Consider the following 21,125-nt stretch of genomic DNA (forward strand, 5'->3'; position numbering starts at 1 on the left):
GACTGGCTCCCGAAACCTCGAATCCTTCATCCATGGCCAGGCGACAGATTCGCCGTCAAACACCCAAGGTGGGAGCCCGGTGCCTGAATTGGGCACGCCGGGATCTGTGCGGGGGGTGTCCAGCAATGGGCATTCCTACCGCGATATTCACCTCGGGGACCAACGGCGCCTCTCATGAGATATGAGGATGGGCGCAGAGGCACGCGTTGCCTCCCAATGTTTCCCCCCAGCATGCCCGCATTTCGCCGGCAGCTAACGCGGAGTTCGGGGTTGGATGGGCCTATGATTCCAGCCCGGGGGAGCAGGCAGAACTCATGGCTTCGCCCGTTACCCTCTACACCTCAAAGCCCATCCATTACCGATTGCGCCTCGCCGCCGGAAAGATCGTCGCTATACGAGTCAAACCTACGGCAACCGTCGGCGAATGGCTGCCAATGCAAACTCGGCGGGGAAATTCGGTTTGTTCAGGATGAGGGCGTAAAGCGCCCGCCCTCGCTCGCCGCCTTTGGGCTAGCCCTGGGCTAAACTGGGTCATCGGCGACTTGGCACCTTGCGACGGCAGAGCACCCAAGTCATTGAATTTCAAGAGATATTGCCGACTACCATTATCAACCAGTCGAAACCGACGAGAAGAAGTTAATGCCGATAATTATTCTCGTAACTAGAGCCTCCTCGTACGCGGTAGGGGCCGAGATGCGCAATATAGCCGCCATGCAGGTCCGGCCCAACTACTGCGGTGGTGATCCTCGTTGCTGCTTGGCTGCCAAGATCGCGAGCTGATTGCTAGCGAGCACAGCATGCGGGCTGACGGGGGCTACAGGGCACGTTGGGGCTTGAGGCCTCGCTGTGCCTCGTCCCAGAATCAATCGCATCATCTCGTGACGTTGTCCGCGATCTGTCGAGCGAGCCCGACATGAACGATTGTCAGCTTTCAGCTGTGCGGAACCGCAACGTCCATGGTTGCGACCCACGTTTTCGCCGTCCGCTTGTAGCGCTGCACGAATGCGTTCCGCCTGCACTTCGGTACCCACATTCACGATGCCAGCCCCCGCGTCCGCGCGGATCTGCCGCCGCGGCAGCGCAAGCGTTCGTAATCGCGGCACTCGAGGGGGATGGGCAGGGGACTCGGACGACTGTCGAGCCAGACATTCACCTTTGCTGAGCAGGTGGCGCGATAGCGCGATGCGCCCACACGCATGGATAGCCCGAGATGCGAAACCGGCATGCTAATCGCATGCGGGGCTCGGAACGCCTCGGTCGCCGGGGTGGCGGTAGCCGGCTTGTGCCGCGGTGCACCGAATGGTTGGGGCGGCAGCGTGGTACCCAGTGTGCTAGTCCACAGCAGAGCGGGAAATGCAGGAGCATTCGCCCAACCGCTGCAGCGACACCGTAGCCTGGCCGAGCAACTGCGACGAGATAGAAGCCGGAAAGGTCGTCCTGCAGGAGCTATGAGATCGAGGGTGCCTGGCTTCTGGCTGTTATCGACGTGGCCGCCCGTTCTGCCAGCGACAGATCCGGCTAGACAATGCTCGAGCGCATTTGGCTGCCATCAGCCTCGATGTCGTGTGCGAGGCGTTGGGCTGCGCGGCGGATTTCGGTCCAGCGTACCTGCCCGATGATCGACCGTTTATCGAGCGCTTCTTCGGTACGGTCACCGCAATACTCTCGCGACGGCTCCCCGGGGTGATACGAGGAAAGGATGCGGCGCAGGTCATGCTGAAACGTCTGCGCGATCCGGCCGACTCGTTCAAGCGGCTTGCAGTGGATTACTCGGAAATCGAGAAGGCCGGCCTGTTCGCGGAAACGGCGATTCGCGCATATCGGCTGTCGCCGGACCTGGGGGGGGGGCCTTCAAGTATTCGTCATGCCCGATTGCGGATTGCCAGCCAGCCTGGGACGGAACGCTGCTGCGCTCGTCGAGGATCACCTGTCTTTAGGCTACGACAGTGCACTGTACGGTCATGGCCGCCCTCGAGTCCCTAATGCCGGTAGCGGATGGCGTCGATTACCAAAGTGAGGGCCCTCGAGGATTGCCTGCGGCTTGGATAGTAGGCATGCAGCCCCGGGAATGCCGGACACCAGTTCTCCATGACACTGAGCAAACGGCCTTCACGCACGTGCGGGCCTGCGAGATCCGCGGGAACGAAAGCCAGACCGCAGCCGCTCAGCGCTGCATGAAGCATTTGATATGCGCTATTGAACGTGACTTGCCCGCTGACTCGCGCTTCTATCTCGTCCTCGCCATTGCGGAGTTCCCATGCGTAGATGCCTCCCCCGGCCAACCGGAGCGTGATGCAATTGTGCTTCAGCAGGTCCTGTGGCGAGGATGGAACCGGCCGTTTGTCAAAATAGGCCGGAGCGCCGACGATCATCATGGGTACGTCCGGCGTCAGCCTGACGGCAATCATATCCTTCGCGACCTGGTCGCCAAAGCGCACGCCGATGTCGAAGCGCTCCGCGACGATGTCCAGCATGCGGTATTCGGAATTCATTTCCACGCGCAAGTCCGGGTACTTCGGCAAGATCTCCGCCACGCGCGGCCACAGAACGGTATCGATGACGTGGTCGATGGCGGTGATCCGGATAGTGCCGCTCGGCTTATCGCTAAGCTCGCTCACCGCCTGGATCTCGGCTTCGATTTCCGCCAGGCGGGGTCCCACGTTCTCGATCAGACGATCGCCTGCTTCGGTGGGGGAAACACTCCTCGTGGTCCGGGTCAGAAGCCGGACGCCCAGCCGGGTCTCGAGTCCGCGAACGGCGTGGCTCAGCGCCGACTGAGACATTCCTAGCTTAGCGGCGGCCCGGGTGAAGCTGCGCTCTCTTGCTACTGCCAGAAAAACCAGAATGTCACTAATGTTTTCTCGCGCCATGACTGGTTGCAGATTGGTCTTGAAGATTGCGAACGTTGATCTTAACGGATTTCTTCGGCCCATCAGGCTTGACCGGCAGACAACGACGCTTGATTGATCAATCGCGTTCATAGGGGCATGCGGATCTATCGAGCCCAGGAAGCCACGTTTGCTCCTATGATGAGCACTGCTGCGGAGCGCGGCGAGGCCGCGTCTCTGTCTTCTCTGGTATCCGGGCGATTGCAGGCGGATACGACTCCCATAAGAATATCCCTTGATGGCGCATCGGCCACATTCCATGTGGAGCGACGACGCTCGTCTTGGTTTTGTGATCAAGAAAATGACAACTTCCACCATGCCGCAGGCATCCGGCAAGCGCCAGATTCAAAGCGCGGTAGGATCCATGGCGCTTTGCGTGGCCATGCTGATTGCGTCGGAGTTCATGCCCGTCAGTCTCCTTACGCCGATTGCGCATGACTTGCATGCGACCCAGGGTATGGCGGGCCAGGCGATCTCGGTGTCCGGACTGTTCGCCGTTGTGGCCAGTCTGGGGATCGTACCCGTTTCGGGGCGCTTCGATCGGCGCTATCTGTTGATGGGGACGACGACCCTCATGTTGCTGTCACTGGCAATGATCTCCGTGGCACCAAGCTTTCCGATGCTGATGACAGCGCGCGCCCTGTTGGGGGTCGCGATCGGCGGCTTCTGGGCCTTGTCCACGGCCACGGTAACTCGGCTGGTTCCGGCAGACACGGTCCCCAAAGCGCTCGGCCTGATCTATATGGGTAATGCGGTGGCGACGGCCTTCGCTGCGCCAATTGGCGCCTACGTCGGCGGCATGCTGGGATGGCGCGCCGTTTTTGCCGGTCTCGTGCCGCTGGTGCTGGCAAATCTGGTTTGGCAGGCGAAGAGCCTGCCCGCCATGCCGCCGCGGGCGCCGATCCCGCTTGGCAGGCTCTTTGGACTCCTCAAGCGCCCCCATGTAGCAGTTGGCATGATCGCGGTAATGCTGACTTTTGCTGGCGCGTTTTCCACATTCACCTACATGCGACCGTTCCTGGAGGCGGAAATGGGCCTGGGTTCGGATGCGCTGTCATTGCTGCTCCTGGGCTTGGGCATGGCCGGATTCGTCGGCACTTACCTGGCAGGGGCATTGCTGCAGAAGAATCATCTGTATCGGCTGTTGCGGTGTTTGCCTGTCGCGCTGGCAATGCTGACGCTTGGACTAATGGAATTGGGTCACCTGTTCTGGGGAGCCGCCACCATGATGGTCGGCTGGGGTGCCTTGAATTCGGCAATACCCGTGTGCTGGTCTACCTGGCTGGCAAAGGAAATCAGCGATGAGCCAGAAAGCGGCGGCGGTCTGATGGTGGCAGCAATTCAACTCGCGATAATGATGGGCGGGGCATTTGGAGGCAGCTTGCTGGATCACCTCAATGTGTCCGGTCCGCTGATTGGCGGAGCGATCCTACTCGTCCTGTCGGCCCTCGTTGTCGGCAACGGTACGCGTCTCGCGACCGTGGCGCCCAGGCTGAATACGGTTCCGTGAGAGACCGGCTCGACGCGAGGGCGCTGGTGCCATGCTACGCAGCGGGCGGCGATACCGCTGGCCGTAAGGGTGGGCGCAGCGCGTTTGCCGACGGCGCGCGTTAGCTAGTATGCCTACACCGACGGTGCTCGCGGCGAGTTCGCGATCCAGGAGGCGCTCGATGGCAAGAACGTCGAGTGGATGGAGCACGTCACCGATGAGCAATATCTCTCAGGGCCGCCGCGCGGCGTGGCAAACGGCTGGGTTGCGTCGATTGAATTTCTATTCCACCGAGAACGGAGCCTTATGACCTACTTTCCGAGAATTGCCGCGTGCGTCGCCGCCATGCAGGCTGCGGTTGCCTGCGCCGCTGATCTGCAGGCGGCCACGCCAGCGGCCGCAACCGCCCAGCAGATCGCACGCGTCGGCAGCCAGCCTTCGGCGGCAGGACCTGCCAACTACTTTAGCGGCCAGGCTCGGATCGACCCCGTCTGGCCTGCCGACAAGAATATCAATGCCTCCGGCGGCCTGGTGACCTTTGAGCCCGGCGCGCGCTCGGCCTGGCATACCCACCCTGCCGGGCAGCGCCTGGTAGTGGTCACGGGCGTGGGATTCACGCAGGAATGGGGCAAGCCCATGCAGGAGATCCGCCCCGGCGACGTGGTCTGGTGTCCTCCCGGTGTCAAGCATTGGCACGGCGCCGCGCCAACCACAGCGATGACCCACCTGGCCGTCACAGGCACGGACGATGGAAAGAACGTCACCTGGATGGAGAAAGTCACCGATGAGCAGTACAACGCTCGCTGAACCCCAGATGAAACGCCGCCACGCCGGCGTGCTCGCCGTGGCCCTGAGTTTGGGGCTGGCCACGGCACCGAGCCACGCTGCCCCGAACGCGCAGGAGTCCCAAGAAATGACCCACACACAAAGCACCGCACCAAGTCCGTCTGATACCCTCACTGCGCGGCAGCAGGCCATTGCACCTATCGCCGCCTTCGGCGCAGCGGGTGATATCGCCAAGCTAAACGTGGCCTTGAATCAAGGATTGGACGTGGGGCTGACGGTAACTGATGCCAAGGAGATTCTGGTGCAGCTCTACGCTTACGCTGGTTTTCCGCGCAGCCTCAACGCGCTGGCCGAACTGATGAAGGTGATTGAGGTCCGCAAGCAGCGTGGTATGCAAGACGCGCCGGGCGCCGTGCCCAGCCGCGCCGTGCCCAAGGGCGACGCGTTGCTGGCGGCGGGGACGGCCAACCAGACCAAATTGTCGGGCGCGCCGGTAAAGGGGGCGCTGTTTGATTTCGCGCCTGCCATTGGCGAATATCTCAAGACCCACTTGTTCGGAGACATCTTCGAACGCGACAACCTTGATTGGCAAAGCCGCGAACTGGCCACCGTAGGCATGTTGTCGGCGCTGCCAGGGGCCGAGTCACAATTGCAGGCGCATATGCGCATCAGCATGAATGTTGGGCTCACGGCTGGCCAGTTGCGCCAGCTCACCCAGGTCCTGGCCGACCGCGTGGATGCAGGGACTGCCGGCCGCGCGCGCGAGGCGTTGGCGCGGCACCTGGACTCTGCGTCCGGGCCAAAGTGAACAGGAAAGCCACAAGGAAAAGGCGGCGATCCGATGGGCGGACCGTCGCCTTCCTGGTGCCACATTCCGTAACTAGGTTGAATAATTATCGGGCTGCAGATACGGCGCAGGAGCGCGAAACCTCTGGAGGCGCTAGGTAGAACGTGCCGCGAGCCTGCAAACCGGAAAACGAGAAGGCGGCAGGGAAGGACCGCGCCTTCCCAAATCCAGGTCAGGCCGCCTGGGACGCGGTAGCCTCGGGATTCGAGGGTTTCACGTCACGGAAGCGAGTGCCTGTCTCTGCAACTTCCTGGAGAAGCCTGGCGGGGCGCCAGCGTTTCCCATACAACGCGTGCCACTTCGAGACTTCCCGATAGATGACAGGGGCACCGATGGTATCGGCCCAGAACATCAGACCACCTCTGTGCCGTGGGAACCCGAATCCAAACAGCCACATGACGTCGATGTCGCTCGATCTGTAGGCTTTGCCATCCTCAAGGATCTTGCAGGCTTCGTTTACCGACGCGAAGAGTACACGATGAAGGATCTCTTCATCGGAGAATGCTTAACTACATCGTCCACGATCGGGGTACGGTCGCCGTTCTCATACCGGTACCAGCCGGCTCCCGTCTTCTGCCCCTTTCTGCCCATCTCGACCAAGCGGTCAGGCACGTGAAGCTTCCTGAACTCAGGGTCTGCTGCAGCGCGGCGCTTTCGGCCTTCGTAACTCACATCAAGGCCGGAGATATCGTTGACGGCGAATGGACCCTTCGGATACCCGAACTGCTCCATTACGCTGTCGATTTGCTCCGGAGTCGCACCCTCCTCAAGCATGAGCATCATCTCAGCCATCATGGGGGCGCGGCTTCGATTGGCGACGAATCCATCGCAAGATCCAGCCACAGCACAAACCTTGCCGATGGCGCGGCCCATTTCCATCGTGCGTGCGATAGTCGCGGGGACCGTTCGCGGCCCCTTTACGACCTCGCACAGCTTCATGACGTTAGCGGGAGCGAAGAAGTGTGCCCCGGCAACCTCGCCCGGGCGAGAAGTAGCATCGGCGATCAGGTCAATATCGATTGCCGACGAATTTGTGAGCAAGAGCGCGCCAGGCTTGAGCGCAGCATCCAGGCGACGGAACACGTCTTGCTTGACGTCCAGACGTTCAAAGACCGCCTCAATCCCGACGTCGCAGTCGGAAATCGCGTTGTACTCCTGGACTCCTTCGATAAGGACCAGGCGCCGATCCATCTCAGGCTGCGTGAGACTGCCTCTCCTAACTTTTGTGGCATAGGTGTCGGTGATGCGCTTCAGTCCAAGTTCCAATGCCTCAGCGCTTGTCTCAAGAACTTTGACGGGAATGCCTGCATCTGCAAAACACATCGCGATGCCACCGCCCATGGTGCCGGCGCCAATGATGGCAGCCCGTCTAATCGGCGCCATGCTCGATGTGACTACGTCGGGCACCTTTCTGGCCTCGCGTTCGGCGAAGAATGCGTAACGCAAAGCCTTTGCTTCGGGGGAGTTCTCAAGCTCTGCGAAGGCTTGCTCTTCAACAGCCATTCCTTCATCAAAGCTGAGCCGCGCCGCGGCCTCGACACATTCAATCGCCTTGCTGGGGGCGGGCAGCAATCGACCTTTCTTTCCTTCCGAGTTTCTCGCATCGGCAACAATGGTTCCAAGGTCCTCTTCCCTAAACTCGACGTTTCGATCTCTGAGACGGGGCAGGGGACGTTCGGCGGAGATCGCCTTCGCAAAGTCTATTGCTGACCGGCGCAGATCTCCTTGTGGTACCAATGTGTCTACGACCCCGATTCGCTCAGCCTCTTCCGCGCTGATGGGGCGACCGCCAACAATCATTTGAAGTGCCTTCTTCGGCCCCACCAGGCGTGGAAGCCGCTGTGTGCCACCACCACCAGGGATGACTCCCAATGTGACTTCGGGCAAGCCGAGCTTTGCACCGGCTGTGGCCACGCGGTAGTGGCAAGCCAGGGCGTGCTCGAGCCCGCCGCCCAGCGCATAACCTTGTATTGCTGCAACGACGGGCTTGGCACTGCTATCAATGGCGGCCGTGCTGGTACGGGTTGAGACCGAACGAGCTTGACCGAACTGGCGAATGTCCGCTCCGGCGATGAAGTTCTTTCCTTCCCCGATAAGTACGATGGCTACGACACTGTCGTCACCATTCGCTCTCTCCAACGAGGCGATCATTCCTTCTCGCATACCGGGAGCGAGCGCATTGACCGGTGGGTTGTCGACAGAAATCACCGCGATTCCGTCTTCCACACCATAGTGCACCAATTCTGTCTGTGTCATTCAGGCCTCTCTACTGTGTACATCACCGGACCGTTCTCTGTGCCGCCGGTTCAGGATAGGTTCCGGTATCAGCGGTTCTCTCGCGGGTACTCGAGGACAAGTGCTTCCAGCCCTTCCGAACCTGCCCGGATCGCGAACTTCTCTTCAGTAGGCTGGACGACGACCATAGACCAGAGAGGCAACTCCTCCGATTCGTGGCGGAGGCTGCCGTTGGCAACAAAGAGGTAGTACCCGGCGGCGCGCTTTGGATCTGGGCCTTCGATCTGCATGTCTGCGCCCAATCGAACCACACGCGCTCGCATACCGTCATCCTCATCGTCAAACAGCGTATCCCATGCAGCCTCCGTACGCGCCTTGAGTACGGGAGCAGTGGAAAAACGGACGGGTTCCGAATGCAGATGCCGACGCTTGCTTGGTTGCAACTTATCGCGATAGCCCGGCTTGTCCAGATATACCGGCTCAGAGTTTCCGGTGTACATCCGCATGGCGACGAACGACAAGCCGTGAGGACCGGCGGTAATCGGGCCGTACGCAGTGTGATGATCCTTGAACTGCACCGTCAACGGCTCGATCGTTTGCCCGCGAGTACCAATTGTTCCCGATCCGGCGACGAAGAGTTGGAACATCGTAACGCCGTGAAAGTGAGGAACGATCGCTTCATTCGCGTCAAGCTCAGACATCGTCGCCTGGGGGCCAACGCCGTCCGAGTTCGACGAGCGCGGACCAAAGAAAACCGTGCCCCAATGCCTATTGCCGGTACCAGGGGACACGATAACGCTGCGCTGTGCAAGCGCGTCGCTGCCGCTACGGGTGTAGATCATCTGCAACTCTCCATGGGTAAAAGACAGATCGCGCTTCTGCGCTGGTCGGCAAATCGCAGACCGTGCAATCATCCTAGCACGAGTTTTACCGAATAGCACAGGTTCCGACTAGTGGAACAGTGCGACGAGCCGCTTCCGCCACTACAGGTTCCGAACATCGGAACGTATTCCGAAAATATTGACGTGGGTCGAGGGCGGGTCTACAGTTCGCTTCATGGCGCCACTGCTTTCGATGCGGCGTCCCCACTCGAGAACCTGCAGGGATGACCCAGGCGTCGCGGGTTACACCACCATCACTTTGGGAAGTCCTCTCCCCTTACCGTATGAGCAAATTCAAGTTTCTTTTTGAGCCGCGGTCGATCGCTGTTGTGGGCGTTTCGGATGACGCTAACCGCCCTGGCTCGCAGGTTGTGCGTGCCTTGGTCAAGAATGGGTACGCCGGAAAGATCTATCCCGTGAACCCGAAGTACGAAGTATTTGACGGGCACAAGTGCTTCGCATCGGTACTCGATGTCGAGGAGGATGTCGATCTCGTCGTTATTGGTGTCCCAGCGCAGGCGGCCGTGGCAGTGCTTGAAACTTGTGCGAAGAAACAAGTCAAGTTTGTGGTGATTCTCAGTGGCGGCTTCCGCGAGAGCGGACCCGAGGGGATCGCATTGGAACAGCGGATGCTGAAGATTGCGCGAGAAGCCGGGATCCGCATCCTGGGACCGAACTGCCTTGGCTTTGCCAACATCCACGACGGCGTGTATGCGGCGTTCGGCAGTATCACTCGCGAGCCGAAGCTGAAGAAGGGTGGCGTATCGCTTGTCACACAAAGTGGCGGATTCGGCTACAGCATCGCGCTAGGTTGCGCTGCAGCCGGAATCGGCTTCAGGCACGTTCTTGCAACTGGCAATGAGAGCGACATCGATACCGTTCAGCTGATTGACGCGTTGCTCGACGATGAGGAGACCCGTGTCATTGTTGCGTACATCGAAGGAACTCGCGATGGACGGGCCCTCCTCGAAGTTGGCCGACGCGCACTGTCGATGGGGAAGCCGATTCTCCTGTGGAAGGCGGGCATTACCGAGCAAGGTGCCAAGGCTGCAGCCTCGCATACAGCGAGCATGACCGGAAGCTACGACTTCTATAAGGCCCTGTTCGCCCAGAGCGGAATCATCGAGATCCGCGAAATTCACCAGGCGGTCGACTTCCTCAAAGCCTTGGAAGGCAACAAGACCCCCGAGGGTACCGGCGTTGCGGTGCTCGGCGTGTCCGGTGGGTCCGCCATTGTATTCGCGGACGCCGGTGAGCCCGATGGCGTGATGCTCTGCGAACTGACGGAGGAGACGCAATCCCGTCTGCAAACCGTGATCTCAAGCATCGGTGCTGTCCACAATCCCGTCGATCTGACCGCCGGCTACTTCTCGCCGGCCAATCGTGACAAATTGGAAACTGTGCTGCAGGCCGTTCTGGACGATTCGAATGTCGATGCGGTATGCGTCAACCTTGCGACGACGGGGAAAGCGGGCTGCCAGGCAGCAGCGGAAGTCATGGCACGCGTCGTCCAAACGACGAGTAAGCCATTGCTGGTGTTCTCGTCTGCACCCCGAGATCTGGTCGGTGACGCGTTCGCTGTGTTCGAGTCCGCGCGGATCCCTGTCTTCCCGTCGCCATCCCGTGCCGCACATGCCATGGCGATGTTGGCGAACTACCGCGCAGCGCAACGTCGACAGCAACATAAGCCTGAGACTTCTCCTGGAGCGCGGGCGGCAACTTCGTCGGTGGCCGAGGCGGATCTGGCATCTCTATCCGAGACCGATGCCAAGCGAATCCTTCGTCAGGCCGGAATTCCCGTCTCCAATGACGTCATTGTGCACAGCAGCGAGGAAGCAGACATCTTTGAAAAGATGCGAGCGCCTCTGGTCGTAAAGATAGTGTCCCCGGATATCGCCCACAAGACTGAGGTGGGCGGCGTAAAGATCGGCATTCGGACGCGTGAGGAACTCGCGACGGCGATCTCCTCCGTCTTGGAAAACGCAAAGCAGAAGGCACCGAATGCTCGCATTACCGGGGCRCTCGTTACCGAAATGATTCAGGGCGGCTTCGAGTTGATTGCCGGCGTTGTCAATGACCCGGTATTCGGCCCGGTCGTGGTCGTAGGGGCGGGCGGTATCTACGCCGAGTTGCTTGGCGATACCGCGTGTCGAATTGCGCCCTTCGACGTGGAGACGGGGCGCGAGATGATCAACAGTCTTAAGTGCCGGCGAATCCTGGCTGGTGCCCGCGGTGGCAAGCCTTTGGACACCGAGGCGGCCGCAAAAGCCCTGGCTGCCCTGTCGCAGTTCGCGTGGTCCAACCGCGAGCGCGTAGCGGAAGTTGATATCAACCCGCTGTTTGTACTTCCGGAGGGAGTTGTGGCTGCAGATGCTGTGATTATCCCTGTAACGCCGTCCGTTTCCGAATGACGGGCCAACGGTTTCTTGATGGGGAATGAGGATAAGACAATATGACTGAAGTACTGATGGAGACACAGTCGCTCCCCGTGACCTTCGTACCGAACGGACCCACCCTTGACGTGGGTTCCACGGAGCCGATACTCCAGGCAGCTATGCGGAATGGCTATCCACTTCCTCACAGTTGCAGAAACGGAATCTGTGGCTCGTGCAAGGCACGCATTGTGGCTGGCGAAGTAGACCATGGAGAATCGTCGGCATCTGCGTTGAGCGAAAAGGAGCGAGGGGATGGATATGCGCTGCTTTGCCAGGCAACGCCCAAGACGCCGGTGACAGTCGAATGTACGATACTGGAAGAGACCAAAGGCATTCCATTCGTTCGACTGCCATGCAGAGTCCACGAGCTGGAAAAATTGGCCGATGACGTCATGATGATTCGGCTGCGCTTGCCGGCAAACAAGACCCTGGAATTTCTGCCCGGCCAGTACATCAATATCGTCGCACCCGGCGGCATTCGCCGTAGCTTGTCGGTCGCCAGCGTTGATGCGGGCGATGGCGTTATCGAACTGCATCTTCGCAACTACGGCGGCCCGTTCAGCAAGCTCGTCTTTCAGAACATGAAGACCAACGACTTGCTACGTATCGAGGGCCCACAGGGAGCGTTCTTTATCCGGGAAAAGAGCGTCAAGCCGATTATCTTCGTAGCAAGTGGAACCGGTTTCGCGCCCGTCAAGGCGATGATCGAGAGCGAGGCGCGCAAGAAGCACGGCCGGAAGATGACGCTGTATTGGGGTGGACGGCGCCCGCAAGACCTCTATCTGGCGCAACTCGCTCAGGAATGGGTCACGAAATTTGGGCTGACATACGTTCCCGTTGTATCAGACGCTCAACCTGCGGACAACTGGAATGGGCGGACCGGTTTTGTGCACCAGGCTGTCATGGAGGACTTCCCTGATTTGTCGGGGCACCAAGTCTATGCGTGCGGGGCTCCGGTAGTCGTGCAATCGGCCCGTGATGACTTCACGGCGACTTGTCAGCTACCGACGGACGAGTTCTACGCAGACATCTTTGTACCTGGTGGGGTCAAGGGATCCTGACGGGCGCATACCAGAAACGGACGAGAGAGACACAATGGAAGCACGAGAGGAAAACCTCATCATCGAGCTCAAGGACGAGCAACTCGTCATTACCATCGACAGGGCGCAGAAGGCGAATGCCTTGACGGTGGCGATGATGCAGGCGATTGCCGGGACGATTCAGGAGAGTGCCAAGGATGCGTCAGTGAAATCCATCGTCCTCACGGGCAGCGGTGAGAAAGTCTTCTGCGCGGGCGTTGATGTCCGCGAACTGCCGCCGGATGGAGATATCGCGAAACAGAAGGAGCGGCGGTCGCTGGCTCTTGCCGCATTGCAGGACACTGTTCTGGATACAGGAATTCCAGTGATTTGCGCCCTGAACGGGATCGCCAGCGGAGCGGGTGCAATGGTTGCGCTGCTAGCCGATGCATGTGTCGCTGCGGACAGCGCTGCGCTGTCGCTTCCTGAGATTGACCTTGGAATTGCCACCTTTTCCGGGGCAAGCATGCTGGAAGCGATTGGCGGGCGGGCTCTGGCCAAAGACATGATCCAGAGCGGACGGCGCATGTCTGCAAATGAGGCTATTAGTCGAGGACTGATCAACACGGTGACCTCCGCTAATGAGCTTGTTGAGCGCGCCCTCAAGGAGGCCAGGAAGCTTGGTGAGCGTGATAGGGCGGCCTTCGCCAATAACAAGCGATGGCTCAATCGGAAGATCAAGGTAGCAATTGACGAAGCACGTGCCGAGCACGCCATGCATCGACAGGCTGCAGCGCGGTAATTGCCCAACGAGCTGCAAAAGACAATGCGCATATTGTGAGGACGGAAAGTGGCAGACCTTGAGATTGAAATCGTTGACCGCGTCTTGGTGGCGCGGCTCAACCGGCCAGAGAAGAAGAACGCGCTGAGCGAAGAGATGCTTGCACTATTGCGCGAAGCTCTCCGCGATGCGGACCATGATCCCGGCATTGGTTGCGTGGTGATTACAGGCGCTGGAGATGCGTTCTGTTCCGGCGGGGACCTTGGTCGCCGCTCTGCCGAGGCTGGAGACCCCACGCCGCTCGAGCGCAAGCAGCGACTTCAGAACGTGACGCACCAGGTCGCGTTGGCCATTGAGGACTTCGAGAAGCCCCTGATAGCGGCTATAAATGGAGCGGCCGTTGGCGCTGGCATGGATTTATCGCTCCAGTGCGACCTGCGATTCGCGGGAGCATCGGCTCGCTTCGCCGAAGCATACGTCCGCGTCGGGCTGTTGCCGGGGAATGGGGGTTGTTATCTATTGCCGCGGCTGGTTGGGCCTTCCAGGGCACTAGAGTTGCTTTGGACTGGAGACTTCGTGTCGGCCGAAGAGGCTCACCGCCTTGGGATCGTCAATCGCGTGTTTCCGGACGACAAGCTGTTTGATGAGACACTTGCGTTCGCAAGCAGGCTTGCCGATGGCCCGCCGATTCAACTCAGGGAGATCAAGAAGCTGATGTACCAAGGTCTCCGCACGGACTTCCGCACGAGTCTCGAATCCGTGTCTGCGCACATGGCCGTCATTCAGTCGACCCGGGATTACAAGGAGGCAATCCAAGCGTACAAGGAGAAACGGAAGCCCAAGTTCGAAGGCTTCTAGGAACTGCGCAAAGGAACCAGCCAATCCAAACGGAAGAGCACCCCTCAGACAATCTGATCTGAACGGCGACTCGAATAACGATACCCCGACAAAACCCGATTGGAGGAGACGCCATGACTAAACGATCCGCCCTCATTTACATCGCAGGTTTGGCTTGTGCATTCGGTGCGCTTTCGCAGGCGCAGGCCCAGCAACCTGACTATCCCAACAAGCCTATTCGCATGATTGTAGGCGTCGCCGCCGGCGGAGGCGCAGACTTCATTGCGAGAATCTTGGCGCAGGAGGTTGGAAAGAGCCTTGGCCAGCCTATCGTAGTGGAGAACCGACCTGGAGCTGGGGGTAACATTGCTGCCGAGTTTGTCGCAAGGTCCCCCGCGGACGGGTACACGTTGCTCATGGCAAACTCGAGTCACGCCATCAATGTGAATCTGTACCACAACCTCCGATTTGATGCGCTGAAAGACTTCGCTCCCATCTCCCAGGTAACCGCGAACTATTTCTTTCTGGCTGTCAACCCGGCAGTGCCAGTCAAATCGGTGGCAGAGCTGGTGGGCTATGCGAAGTCCAAGAACGGTGCAATGAGCTATGCATCGGCCGGGAACGGACAGGGTGCCCATCTTGGCATGGAGTTGTTCAAGAAGGTGGCACACATGGATGCGGTCCACGTGCCGTATAACGGAACGGCTCCGTCACTTGCCGCAGTTCTTGGTCACACGGTCGATGTTGCGTTGTTGACCCCACCAGCGACGCTGCCCAACGCCGCTGCGAAGAAGCTGCGCGTGATCGCGGTAACTGGTCCGCGGCGGTCCGCTTCACTTCCGGATGTGCCGACGATTGCGGAGTCGGGCTATCCTGGCTTTGAAGCTAACAACTGGCAGGGCCTGCTGGCTCCTGCGGGGACGCCTGCAGACATCATCGCAAAGTTAAATCAGGCAACAGTCAAGGCACTCAAACAGCCTGCAGTTGTGAAACAGTTAGAGACCGCCGGTACCGAGCCGGTGGGGTCCAGTCCGGAAGAGTTCAAGCGCTTCCTGGCCGCCGAGGTTTCGAAGTGGGGTAAGGTCATCGAGCAGTCTGGTGCCAAGGCCGACTGAGCGCCTGCAATCCGCCACCAGGCGAACAACATCTACACACTAGTTCTAACCATGATGGAAGCGTCACAGTCGCAATTGCAAAGTTCTCCTGCAAAGGTCGTAGGCTTCATTGGGCTGGGCGCCATGGGCGGGCCAATGGTGCTTCGCCTGCTTGACCAGGGATTCGCGGTCTACGTGCATGACCTGAACACGGAAGCGCTGGACGCCGCAGTTCAGGCTGGCGCTTTCCCGTGCGATGGAGCTGCGGAGGTCGCGAGTCGTGTGCAGCTTATTTTCACCTGCCTGCCATCGCTTCGTGCACTCGAAGCTGTCTTCTTCGGCGATCGGGGTGTGGTGCACGGTAAATCTGTTCGCGTAGTGGTCGACCTCTCCACGACTGGCCCAGAGTTTGCCCGGGAGGCCGCGCAGCGATTCGAACAGTCCGGAATTGCGCTTCTTGATGCACCCATTACGGGGAACGTTGTTACCGCTGGGAATGGCAAGCTCGGCATCATGTGTTCCGGCCCTGCAAAAGCCTTCTCGCTGGCGGAGGCCGCCATGCTACCGCTGGCAGGCTCTACTCTGCTGTATCTGGGGGAGAAGACCGGAAGGGCACAAACGCTGAAGCTTCTGAATAACCTTGTCTCGGCGTCTGGCATGGCTGCAACCTGCGAGGCATTCGTGCTGGGGGTCAAGGCGGGCCTGGATCCGGAAGCAATGCTTGATGTCATCAATTCAGGTGCTTCGAGCACGAACGCCAGTCGAAACAAGTTCAGGCGTGCAGTCCTCGGGCGATCCTTCGACTACGGGGCGCGGATGGCTATCACCGCCAAGGACATCACCCTCGCGGTCGAGGAAGCCGGAAACTTCGGTGTGCCAACCTGGGTATCGCGATCTGTGCAGCAGCTTTGGCGGTACGCGGTTTCCCAGGGCGGTGCAGAACGCGACGGTACGGCGCTGATCACCTATCTGGAGCCTTGGGCTGGCGTTACGGTGAAAGGGGCGGCAGAAAGCACTTCGCCGGTGAGTTCCGCAGGTTCAGAGGAACGGAAGGCGGTCTTCGGGAGCGTCGCCGTGGTTTGCTGCCCGGAGAATCTCGATACTTGGACGGCAAAGTTGAACGCAGCAGGATGGGGATTTGACGTAAGCGCCGGACCTCTGGAAATAGCGGGCACATCTGAATCAGACCGGAGCCTTGAAAGGCGCTCCTGCGTTGTCGTTGTGGCTCACGAAAATGACGTCGGGGGAACACTCTCGTCATTGCTGGTTGGCGGCTCCGAAAAGTGGTGTGTGCTAAATACGTGCATGGTGCCAAGGGAAGTGGCGGTAGAACTGGCCACACAGTTGACGAACGCCGGGCACTATTACCTGGATGCACCTATGGTGCCCGCCTGGGCTTCAGCCGCGGAAGCGGGTTGGAGGGCTGTAGTTGGCGGAGATGGGTCTGCCCTTATCCATATAACTCCCATGCTGGATGCGGTCGCCTCAAAGATTTGTCATTTTTCGAGCCGCGCAGGCGACGCTCAGCTGATGGTTGCTATTGACGAGGCTTTGTCAGCGACGCTTCTTGCAGTTGGTTGCGAATCTTACGTGACCGGCGCAAAAGCAGGGCTTGAGCCACTCACCATGGCAAAGATCCTCGGCATCGAAACGGGTCGGACAACGGCGAGTGCGACCATCATCCCCGAGCAGGTTGCAACCCGAAAGTTCGCGTACGGTAAGTCGATCGAGGGTGCGCATCGGATGCTCCGCTTTGTCTGCGACGAGGCTTCCAGCTTGGGCGTGACGCCGTGGGTGTTTGAGTCAACCAGACTGCTTTTCGGACTTGCGAATGCTCAACAGGCGTATGGCGACGATGTGAGTGAACTGATTCGATACTACGAGGGCTGGGCTGGCGTGGAAGTGCGCCAAGGACTCTCGGAAATCAAAACTGAGCAGACGCAAGGCTGACCAGGGTCGTGGCAGACTCGCTCCCTTGTGCTGACTAACAGCAACTCTCTCCGTTCTCCCTATCTCATGTCCTACGTACCGGAATTCCGCGGGAATATGCCCCGCTCACTCGATGAGCTCGCCGCTTGGGTTTCGCCGCTTCGTGAAGAAGCCATCGAGCCCGAGCTACCAATTATCGATCCGCATCATCATCTGTTTGACGACGAACGCGGGCGGTTTCTTGCCGATGAACTCCTGGCAGAGATCGAAGCGGGAACGAATATCGTTGGAACGGTCTTCGTTCAATACAAGTCCTCTTACCGTAAGGATGGCCCAGAGCCGCTGAAGCCTGTTGGTGAAGTCGAGTTTGCAACCAGGATTGGTGAGGAATGTGAAATGCTTGGCGGGAAGCTAGCCAAGTTTTGCAGTGGCATTGTCGCTCATGCCGACCTCATGCTTGGTGACGAGGTCGAGCAGGTACTTCAGGCCATGGCCGTTGCGGGCAAGGGAAGGCTGAAGGGGATTCGACACGGCGCGACCTGGGATGCCGGCGCTGCGGGGTATGGTCGCAGCTTTGCCCCGCGCCATGTGATGCGAGAGGCGCGGTTCCAAGATGGTTTCGCACAGTTGTCTCGCTACGGACTCGCGTTTGATGCTTGGCTTTTCTATCATCAACTGGATGATCTCGTCATGTTGCTGGAGCGTCATTCGGAAGTCAGTGTGGTGCTCGACCACTGCGGCGGCATTCTTGGCTTGCCGCCTCATCTCGACCGGACGGCGGTATTCCGGGAGTGGCGTGCGAAGCTTCAGCGCCTGGCCCAGTTTCCCAACGTGACGGTAAAGGTTGGTGGATTGGGCATGCTCTATACAGGGTGGGACTTTCATGTGCGCCACGCGCCACCTACGTCATTGGAGCTGGCTGGCGCGTGGAAGCCCTATGTTCTCGAGTGCATTGAGACATTCAGTCCGGGCCGTTGTATGTTTGAGAGCAATTTCCCGGTCGATAAACAGAGCTGCAGCTACACCTCCCTCTGGAACGCATTCAAGCGGATCGTCCAGGGTTGTTCCGCCGCCGAGAAGCGTGCCCTGTTTCACGACAACGCGTTTCGCGTGTATGGACTCGGAAGCGGACACCCCGAGCACGCATGCTAGCGGGGGTGGCGCCTGCCGCTACTTGCCCGGTGTGCGCTGGTGTACCATGTCGGCATTCATGTTTCTGACGGGATAGTTTCCTTATGATGCGTTCGGTGCAGCGTATTCTCGCCGTTTTTGAAAGTTTCTCGGCCGACCGGAGCAGCCTGTCGTTGCAGGAGATCGCCGACCGCATAGAGTTGCCCAAGTCGACGACGTTTCGCATCGTACAGAGCCTCGAACAGGCCGGCTATCTGGTACGACTCGAGGACCAGGAATATTGCCTCTCTTTCCGTTTCACGCAACTCGCTGGCTTGGTTAAGAGCACGTTGGGGATAAGGGAAATCGCGCGCCCGGTCTTGGTTGAGCTTGCTGAAAAGACGAAAGAGACGGTGTCAATTCATACGGTGAACGGTCAGAACCGCGTCTGCATCGACGCGGTATCAACGGGGGCGTCGCCTTTGCGTGCAGTTGTGCAGGCGGGGGAGCAGGTTCCCTTGCTCGCGGGATCGGCATCCAGGGTCTTAATGGCTTATATGGATAAGTCGGAGCTCAACCCAATTGTTACCTCGGCTGCGCGGGCACTGAAGAAAACGAAGGCAGAACTTTTGTCAGAGTTGGAAGACGTCCGGGAACACGGCTTCTCTGTCTCTCATGGCGAAAGGCTGCTTGGTATTTCTGCTGTATCGGCGCCGATTAAAGATGTGAACGATCAGGTGCTCTATTGCATCTCCGTCGGTGCCCCGACGGTACGGATGCAAATGCATGAGAAGGAGTTCACGAAGCTGGTGATCTCCGCTGCGGCAACCATTTCTCGCCAGTTTGGCGGACGCGCCTGAAAGGTCTGGCGCATAGGTACGCGCCAGACCTTCCACCTAGTACAACGAGCCTACCATCCCGCCTTCGACCGGAACTGTGGCGCCGTTGATGAATCCCGCTTGCACCGACGCGAGGAACGTCACAACGGAAGAAATTTCCTCTTGCGTCCCCAGCCTGCCAAGTGGTGTCAGTCGCTTGCGGGCCTCGGTTTGTGATGCGCTATAAGCCGAGACTGCATTTCGATGCGACGTGTCAATTAGCGCCGGCGCAACACAGTTCACAGTGATACCGTGCTGCCCGACCTCGTTTGCCAGGTGCTTCATGTAGGCGGTGACACCTGCGCGAAACACGGTGGACAGACTGTGATGGGGCATCGGCTGCTTCACAGAAGCTGACGTTACGGCAACCAGGCGCCCCCAGCCACGCTGAGTCATTCCAGGCAGTACAGCCGAAACTACCTGAATGACGCTTAGCAATTGGTTCTCATAAGCCTCATGCCAGCGAAGCGGATCGTTCTCGTCAATGGTTGTGCGGATGGGGTTCGGAGGCCGGGCAGTGTTCAGGACGACGATGTCTGTGCCTCCCATTTCCTTTTGAAGCGTTGACGCCAGACGTGCGACGTCTTCCGTGGACGTCATGTCTCCAACAATGGGTACCGCCTGGACGCCGTAGGTGCGCTCAATTTCCTTGGCCACCTCGCCCAATTTATCCGCCGAGCGGGCGAACAATGCGATATTCGCGCCCTCGGCCGCGAGAGCGTGGGCAATGTTCCGGCCCATGCCACCGCTGGATGCGGTTACGAGGGCTGTCTTGCTTTTGATTCCTAGGTCCATATCTCACTCGCATCCGTTCGGAACAATGCTTACTCGGTGACAATGACTTCGTCACCGCTCACGGTGAAACGATGCGGCATATCTTCCGACACCCACTCCATGTAGCCAACAATCTCGTCGAAGCGCTTGTCGTCGCGACGCAGTACTTGAGGGCGATAGCGATCGTCAAACGTCATTGGCAAGAATGACACCTGCAGAATGCCATGTTTGGACACTTTCGCCTTGGCCAGCAGCCCCTTCGTGCAATCGCGACCATAGGGCATGAGCGGGTACGCCGGGTCGAGGTCCGTGTGATTTCGTACGGCACCGTGAGCCCAGGCCGGTTCGCTTGTCCACGAAGGTGCCGCAAACGACTTCGTCATGGCGAAAACACCCAGGCTATAGAAGATAGCCTTGCCTCGGTAGACCTCGATGGCCTTGGGAAGGTGTGGCGCGTGTCCCACCACCAAGTCTGCACCAGCGTCGATTGCTGCATGGGCGACAGCGACCTGATAGTCGGCAACAACGCGCGGCAAGCGAATGACGCCAGAATGAAATGCGAGAACGACGATGTCAACTCGCGAGCGCAGCGCCCTGATGTCGTCGAGCAGCAGCGCTAGATCGCCTTCATCGGGCTTCGTGCGAATTCTGACTGGTTGATGCGGGCCGCGGGTGTCGTATGTCGTATGGATGCGAATATTGACCACCCCCGGCTTATCCGGACCAGCATCGCTTCCTACCGCTGCGACGGACGTATAGCCAAGGTATCCAACCCTTACGCCATTCTTCTCAACGATCGCTGCCTCGCGTGCTTCTGCCAGATTGCGTCCCGCACCGGTCACTTGTACGCCGTGGGAGTTCAGAAGCTCGCGTGTATCAACCAATGCCTGAGGACCCGCGTCGTAACTGTGATTGTTGCCCATCGTCACGGCATCGAACAGCCCATCGGTAAAGATCCTGGCCATCTCCGCTGGTTGGCAAACCTGAGGTGCATGATCGGATTTGACGCCTTTGCTCGAGTAAGTACGCATGCAATTCACAAATCGCATGTCGGCATCCTGAAGCACTGGCTTCACTAGCTCCGTGTACCCTTCGATAGGGTAGCCTTCCGCGGCTCCATGGGTGGGGCCACAGTCTCCGGC

General features: G+C 59.3%; 17 protein-coding genes and 1 pseudogene. 12 read left to right on the forward strand and 6 right to left on the reverse strand.

The genetic code is table 11. The features are described 5' to 3' along the window. Positions 1 to 1,979: 1,979 nt before the first annotated feature. Positions 1,980 to 2,870 (reverse strand): LysR family transcriptional regulator, encoded by an 891-nt coding sequence (locus AC1DK4_RS38440; RefSeq protein WP_441620807.1) that lies wholly within the window; start codon positions 2,868 to 2,870, stop codon positions 1,980 to 1,982. A 277-nt stretch (positions 2,871 to 3,147) separates the two neighbouring features. Between AC1DK4_RS38440 and AC1DK4_RS38445 the strand changes: the two genes are divergently transcribed. The 4 genes and pseudogenes from AC1DK4_RS38445 (at position 3,148) to AC1DK4_RS38460 (ending at position 5,971) form a co-directional block, all read left to right on the forward strand. Further along, positions 3,148 to 4,398 carry an MFS transporter gene (locus tag AC1DK4_RS38445; RefSeq protein ID WP_441620797.1) on the forward strand — a complete coding sequence of 417 codons (1,251 nt, stop codon included), beginning with the start codon at positions 3,148 to 3,150 and terminating at the stop codon, positions 4,396 to 4,398. A 126-nt stretch (positions 4,399 to 4,524) separates the two neighbouring features. Next, positions 4,525 to 4,617: pseudogene (locus tag AC1DK4_RS38450) on the forward strand ((R)-mandelonitrile lyase); the annotation flags it as partial. A gap of 66 nt (positions 4,618 to 4,683) precedes the next feature. Further along, positions 4,684 to 5,184 carry a (R)-mandelonitrile lyase gene (locus AC1DK4_RS38455; RefSeq protein WP_441620805.1) on the forward strand — a complete coding sequence of 167 codons (501 nt, stop codon included), beginning with the start codon at positions 4,684 to 4,686 and terminating at the stop codon, positions 5,182 to 5,184. Beyond that, entirely contained in the window at positions 5,162 to 5,971 is an 810-nt protein-coding gene (locus tag AC1DK4_RS38460) for a carboxymuconolactone decarboxylase family protein (RefSeq protein WP_441620795.1), read from the forward strand. The genes AC1DK4_RS38455 and AC1DK4_RS38460 overlap by 23 nt, the downstream gene beginning before the upstream one ends. A gap of 211 nt (positions 5,972 to 6,182) precedes the next feature. Here AC1DK4_RS38460 and AC1DK4_RS38465 read toward each other — a convergent pair whose 3' ends face one another. The 3 genes from AC1DK4_RS38465 to AC1DK4_RS38475 all read right to left on the reverse strand — a co-directional run bounded on the left by AC1DK4_RS38465 (position 6,183) and on the right by AC1DK4_RS38475 (position 9,087). Beyond that, positions 6,183 to 6,497, reverse strand: coding sequence for a 3-hydroxyacyl-CoA dehydrogenase family protein (locus AC1DK4_RS38465; protein ID WP_477132180.1), 315 nt, complete (start codon positions 6,495 to 6,497; stop codon positions 6,183 to 6,185). Beyond that, positions 6,467 to 8,266, reverse strand: coding sequence for a 3-hydroxyacyl-CoA dehydrogenase NAD-binding domain-containing protein (locus AC1DK4_RS38470; protein WP_477132178.1), 1,800 nt, complete (start codon positions 8,264 to 8,266; stop codon positions 6,467 to 6,469). Before AC1DK4_RS38470 ends, AC1DK4_RS38465 begins: the two co-directional genes overlap by 31 nt. A gap of 68 nt (positions 8,267 to 8,334) precedes the next feature. Then, positions 8,335 to 9,087 carry a hypothetical protein gene (locus tag AC1DK4_RS38475; RefSeq protein ID WP_441620791.1) on the reverse strand — a complete coding sequence of 251 codons (753 nt, stop codon included), beginning with the start codon at positions 9,085 to 9,087 and terminating at the stop codon, positions 8,335 to 8,337. Between the two features lie 323 nt (positions 9,088 to 9,410). On the opposite strand from AC1DK4_RS38475, the gene AC1DK4_RS38480 reads away from it, so the two are divergent. From AC1DK4_RS38480 to AC1DK4_RS38515, 8 genes are all read left to right on the forward strand, one after another. Then, complete coding sequence (locus tag AC1DK4_RS38480; RefSeq protein ID WP_441620789.1) at positions 9,411 to 11,537, forward strand: acetate--CoA ligase family protein; 2,127 nt, start codon at positions 9,411 to 9,413, stop codon at positions 11,535 to 11,537. Positions 11,538 to 11,578: 41 nt separating this feature from the next. After that, a complete protein-coding gene (locus AC1DK4_RS38485; RefSeq protein WP_441620787.1) occupies positions 11,579 to 12,622 on the forward strand; it encodes a CDP-6-deoxy-delta-3,4-glucoseen reductase in 1,044 nt (347 codons plus the stop codon). Positions 12,623 to 12,656: 34 nt separating this feature from the next. Continuing rightward, positions 12,657 to 13,382, forward strand: a complete 726-nt coding sequence (locus AC1DK4_RS38490; protein ID WP_441620785.1) for an enoyl-CoA hydratase/isomerase family protein — start codon at positions 12,657 to 12,659, stop codon at positions 13,380 to 13,382. 48 nt (positions 13,383 to 13,430) lie between these two features. Further along, positions 13,431 to 14,219 carry an enoyl-CoA hydratase/isomerase family protein gene (locus tag AC1DK4_RS38495; protein WP_441620783.1) on the forward strand — a complete coding sequence of 263 codons (789 nt, stop codon included), beginning with the start codon at positions 13,431 to 13,433 and terminating at the stop codon, positions 14,217 to 14,219. Between the two features lie 113 nt (positions 14,220 to 14,332). Further along, a complete protein-coding gene (locus AC1DK4_RS38500) occupies positions 14,333 to 15,313 on the forward strand; it encodes a Bug family tripartite tricarboxylate transporter substrate binding protein (protein WP_477117062.1) in 981 nt (326 codons plus the stop codon). 51 nt (positions 15,314 to 15,364) lie between these two features. Continuing rightward, positions 15,365 to 17,242, forward strand: coding sequence for an NAD-binding protein (locus AC1DK4_RS38505; protein WP_441620780.1), 1,878 nt, complete (start codon positions 15,365 to 15,367; stop codon positions 17,240 to 17,242). 96 nt (positions 17,243 to 17,338) lie between these two features. Then, positions 17,339 to 18,373, forward strand: a complete 1,035-nt coding sequence (locus tag AC1DK4_RS38510; RefSeq protein ID WP_441649920.1) for an amidohydrolase family protein — start codon at positions 17,339 to 17,341, stop codon at positions 18,371 to 18,373. Between the two features lie 83 nt (positions 18,374 to 18,456). After that, positions 18,457 to 19,191 (forward strand): IclR family transcriptional regulator, encoded by a 735-nt coding sequence (locus AC1DK4_RS38515; RefSeq protein ID WP_441620776.1) that lies wholly within the window; start codon positions 18,457 to 18,459, stop codon positions 19,189 to 19,191. A 36-nt stretch (positions 19,192 to 19,227) separates the two neighbouring features. Here AC1DK4_RS38515 and AC1DK4_RS38520 read toward each other — a convergent pair whose 3' ends face one another. Beyond that, on the reverse strand, positions 19,228 to 20,004 hold the full coding sequence (locus AC1DK4_RS38520) for an SDR family oxidoreductase (RefSeq protein WP_441620774.1): 777 nt from the start codon (positions 20,002 to 20,004) through the stop codon (positions 19,228 to 19,230). A 29-nt stretch (positions 20,005 to 20,033) separates the two neighbouring features. After that, a partial coding sequence (locus AC1DK4_RS38525) for a CapA family protein (RefSeq protein ID WP_477132179.1) occupies positions 20,034 to 21,125 on the reverse strand: 1,092 nt, incomplete at its 5' end.

This window comes from Cupriavidus sp. 05N38 (genome assembly GCF_056397345.1).